A 3,948-nucleotide genomic window follows, 5' to 3' on the forward strand; every position below is an offset into this window, starting at 1 on the left:
GTGCTGTCGCGAGGGTTTCGAGATCTGTCGTCACAAACGGATCAACGAGACCCTCGCTTCATGCGCCCGAAGACTTCGGACTTACTCGTCTAGGCAAGGAGGCCGGCCAGGCCGGGGACGGGGTGGGGTGTCGTCCGGGACGTAAAACGTGATTTGTGGCGCGCACCCACCCGCACCAACGAAGTCACGTCCAGGCGCCATAAATCATGAGTCCCGGACGACACCCCACCCCGGCACCGGCCCCCCGCACGCAGCCCCCGCCAGGGGACACCGCCCCACCGGCCGAGCCCCCCGGCACGGGAAACGGCCCGGGAGGGCTACAGCGCCGACTCCCACGTCACCGTCGTGCCCCGCGCGCCCGACTCCGTCCGCCCGTCGTCGGACACCGTCAGCCGTACCCGTGAGGGGACCGCGTCCACCTCCACCTCGATGGAGGTGACCTCCGAGCGCCGGTGCGCCGCCGCCAAGGCGCCGCGCAGGGCGGCGAGCAGGTCTCCCGCCACCGGATCCGGGAGCAACGCGTCCACCGCGCCCGCGAAGTGCACCGACGGCTGGAATCCGAGCAGTACCGCCGCCCCGCCCGTCTCGCGCAGGACCCGGCCCCGGAACGTCGTCGGGGCGTCCGTCGGCGGCTGCTGGAGGGCGAAGATGGCGGTCCGGACCTCCTGGATGGTGGAGTCCAGTTCGTCGACCGCCCGCGCCAGCTCCACGCCCACGGTGTCGCCGGCCGGCGCGGCGGCGGACCGTTTCTTCGTGCTCTCCAGCATCATCTCCGTCGCGAACAGCCGCTGGACGACGAGGTCGTGCAGGTCCCGCGCGATCCGGTCGCGGTCCTCGTAGACCGCCAGCTGCTCGCGGTCGTGCTGCGCGTCCGCCAGGACCAGGGCCAGCGCCGCCTGGGACGCGAACTGCGAGGCCAGCAGCCGGTCCACGGCGTCGTACGCGGGACCGCCGCGGGCGCGCGGCAGGGCGAGGGTGCCGATCAGCTGGCCGCCGCTCTGGAGCGGAAGCATCATGCTGGGGCCGAACCGCTCACGGACGTGCGTGGTCATTCGGGGGTCGGTCGCCGAATCGTCTATGAAGACCGGCTCGCCGCCCAGGAGCTGCGTCAGGACCGGGCTGCCGGGGGCGATCGCCGTGCCGACCAGGTCCCCGGGGTCCCCGTGCGTGGAGGCGGCCACGATCTCCATGCCGCCCTCGGGGGTCGGCTGGAGCACCACCCCGGCCGCGGCGTCGGCGAGCAGCCGGGCCCGTTCGGCGACGCACATCAGCGCGTCCGCGGCCGGGCGGCCGGCCAGCAGGGTGGTGGTCACGGCGGCGGCGCCCTCGATCCACCGCTCCCGGCGGCGCGCGGTCTCGTACAGCCGGGCGTTGCCGATTGCTATCCCCGCCTGCGAGGCCAGGACCCGCAGCAGCGCGAGGTCGTCGTCGGTGAACGACCCGCCGCCCCGCTTCTCGGTGAGGTAGAGGTTGCCGAAGACCTCCGTGTGCACCCGGATCGGGACGCCCAGGAAGCTGCGCATCGGCGGGTGCCCGGGCGGGAAGCCGACCGACCGGGGGTCCTTCGTGAGGTCGTCCAGCAGCAGCGGCCGCGGGTCGCCGACGAGGGCGCCGAGCACCCCGGAGCGGCCGTCAGGCAGATGCGGGATGGCGGCCCGCTGCGCCTCGGTCATCCCGGCCGTGAACAGCTCGGTCAGCCGGACGCGCTCGGGGTCTATCACCCCGAGCGCTCCGTACCGTGCCGCGCAGAGCTCGGTCGCCGAGTCCACGATGTGCTGGAGCGTCGTGCGCAACTCCAGCTCGGAGCCGACGCTGAGGACCGCCTCCAGCAGGACGGGGAGGCTGGATCCCTCGTCCTCGGGCTGCTGCCCGGCGTTCGTCATTCGGCCAGCGGGTTGAGAACCATGGGGGCGATCTTCCCTTCGAGCATCGCGCCGAGACCCATCACGGCGCACACGTCCGGCCGTTCCGCGATGGCCACGGGCATTCCGGTGGCGTCCCGCAGCATCTGGTCCAGCCCGGGCAGCAGGGCGCTGCCACCCACCATCATGATCCCCCGGTCCGTCAGATCCGCGACCAGGTCCGGCGGGCAGTCCCGCAGCACCTTGCCGATGCCGTCGAGTACGGCGGTCAGCGGGGTGTGGATGGCGTCCCGTACGGCGGCGGTGTCCACATGGACGGAGCGGGCCAGTCCGGTGGCCACGTCGCGGCCGTGGATCAGGGTGGAGGCGGGGCCCCCGGCGGTGATGCCGCTGTCGTGCAGGGCCAGTTGGAGCGGCCGGACGGCCTGGCTGGGCAGCATCAGCTCGTGTGCGTGGCGCAGGTGCTGGACGACGGCGTGGTCGATGGCCTCGCCGCCGACGGGGATGCGTTTGGCGGTGACGATGGAGCCGAGGGAGAGGACGGCCACCTGGGTGGCCGCGGCCCCGCACACCATGATCATCGTCGCGGTCGGCTGCTCCACGGGCAGTCCGCAGCCGACGGCCGCCGCGATCAGGGTGTCGACGAGTTCGACGCGCCGGGCGCCGAGGCCGACGAGGGTCTCCACGGCGGCCCGCTGGGCCAGCGGGTCCGCGTCGTGCGGGGTGCAGGCGGCGGCCCGCAGCCGCGGCTTGCGGCGCAGGGCCCGGCGCAGCTTCTCGCCGAGCAGGTGGCGCAGCATGCGCTGGGCCATCTCGATGTCGACGACGGTGCCGCCGGACACGGGGCGCACGACCCGGATGTAGTCGGGCGTGCGGCCGGTCATCCGCTCCGCGAAGGTCCCCACGGCGATGAGTGCGCCGGTCCGCGTGTTCACCGCGGCGACGCTGGGCTCGTCGACCACGAGGCCGGCGCCCTTCACGTACACGCGGGTCCTCGCCGCCCCCAGGTCGACGGCGACGTGGCAGCGGCGCAACTGCTCAAGACTGACGGTCACGGCAGATCCTCCCGAGAGCGCTGACGCAAGAAGACCGACGGAACTGCCGGTCGCTTTTCGTATCATCTCGGGCATTTCGGACTAACCGCCCGTTGTGCTGCTCCGGTCGGGGGGTGCGTCGCGGCTGCATGGGGGTGGATTTCTGTACCGACAGGCAGCACCATGCGCGCACCACACGCGCTACTCGCGCGTAACAAGGTAAAGGGGACCCGATGCTGACGACCCGCCAGAGATTGCTCGCGTTCCTGACGCTCTGCCTCGTGCTGCTCGCGCCGGTGGCGGCCCATGCCGCCGACCGGGTCACGGCCGAGGACGCCGACCGGGCGTCATCGCGTAATCCGGTGGTCTTCGTGCACGGTTACAACGCCGACCCGGGCGTCTGGGGAGTCCTGCGCGGGGACCTGCGCGCCGCCGGATACGCGGACTCGGAACTCTTCTCCTTCGGCTACGACACCCACCGGTCGGTCAACGAGGTCCTGTCCGGCCGGCTCGCCTCCTACGTCGAGGACGTCCGCAGGCAGACCGGTGCGGCCAAGGTCGATGTCGTCGCGCACTCCTTCGGCTCGCTGGTGAGCCGCTGGTACGTGAAGTTCGGCGGCGGCGGGGCCACCGTGGACCACTGGGTCTCGCTGGCCGGCCCCAACCGAGGCACGTCCACCGCGTGGGCCTGCGCCCTGTGGGACCAGGCGTGCCGTGACATGACCCCCGGCTCGTACGTGGTGAAGAACCTGAACGGCGGGGACGAGACCCCTGGCACCGTGAAGTACGGGACCTTCTGGTCCAACTGCGACGAGGTCGTCAACCCCGACGACAGCGTCCCGCTGACCGGGGCGACCAACACGCCGGTCGGCTGCCTCGAACACAACGACCTGCTCGGCGACGACGGCACCTCGGCGGGCGTCCGGGCCTTCCTCGCTTCCTAGGGCCTGTCGTCACATTCCCGTCGTCGCCCGAAGGGCGGCCCCGCGGCGTCTGGTGCGTGCTCTCGGCGTGCCGGGCGGAAGCCCTCGTACTGGACGTACTTGGGCTTT

3 protein-coding genes are annotated in these 3,948 nt (G+C 72.3%); 1 reads left to right on the plus strand and 2 read right to left on the minus strand.

The features are described 5' to 3' along the window. Positions 1 to 317 precede the first annotated feature (317 nt). Entirely contained in the window at positions 318 to 1,883 is a 1,566-nt protein-coding gene (locus ACFV9H_RS41245; protein WP_385409115.1) for a GAF domain-containing protein, read from the minus strand. After that, a complete protein-coding gene (locus ACFV9H_RS41250; protein ID WP_385409117.1) occupies positions 1,880 to 2,917 on the minus strand; it encodes a rod shape-determining protein in 1,038 nt (345 codons plus the stop codon). The genes ACFV9H_RS41245 and ACFV9H_RS41250 overlap by 4 nt, the downstream gene beginning before the upstream one ends. 212 nt (positions 2,918 to 3,129) lie before the next feature. On the opposite strand from ACFV9H_RS41250, the gene ACFV9H_RS41255 reads away from it, so the two are divergent. Then, on the plus strand, positions 3,130 to 3,840 hold the full coding sequence (locus ACFV9H_RS41255) for an esterase/lipase family protein (RefSeq protein WP_385409119.1): 711 nt from the start codon (positions 3,130 to 3,132) through the stop codon (positions 3,838 to 3,840). Positions 3,841 to 3,948: the final 108 nt, after the last annotated feature.

Origin of the sequence: Streptomyces sp. NPDC059874 (assembly GCF_042731135.1) — a bacterium.
GTDB lineage: Bacteria > Actinomycetota > Actinomycetes > Streptomycetales > Streptomycetaceae > Streptomyces.

Excerpts from the sequence above, each read along its gene's own strand:
- ACFV9H_RS41245 (WP_385409115.1), bottom strand. The coding sequence starts at position 1,883 with ATGACGAACGCCGGGCAGCAGCCCGAGGACGAGGGATCCAGCCTCCCC.
- ACFV9H_RS41255 (WP_385409119.1), top strand. The coding sequence starts at position 3,130 with ATGCTGACGACCCGCCAGAGATTGCTCGCGTTCCTGACGCTCTGCCTC.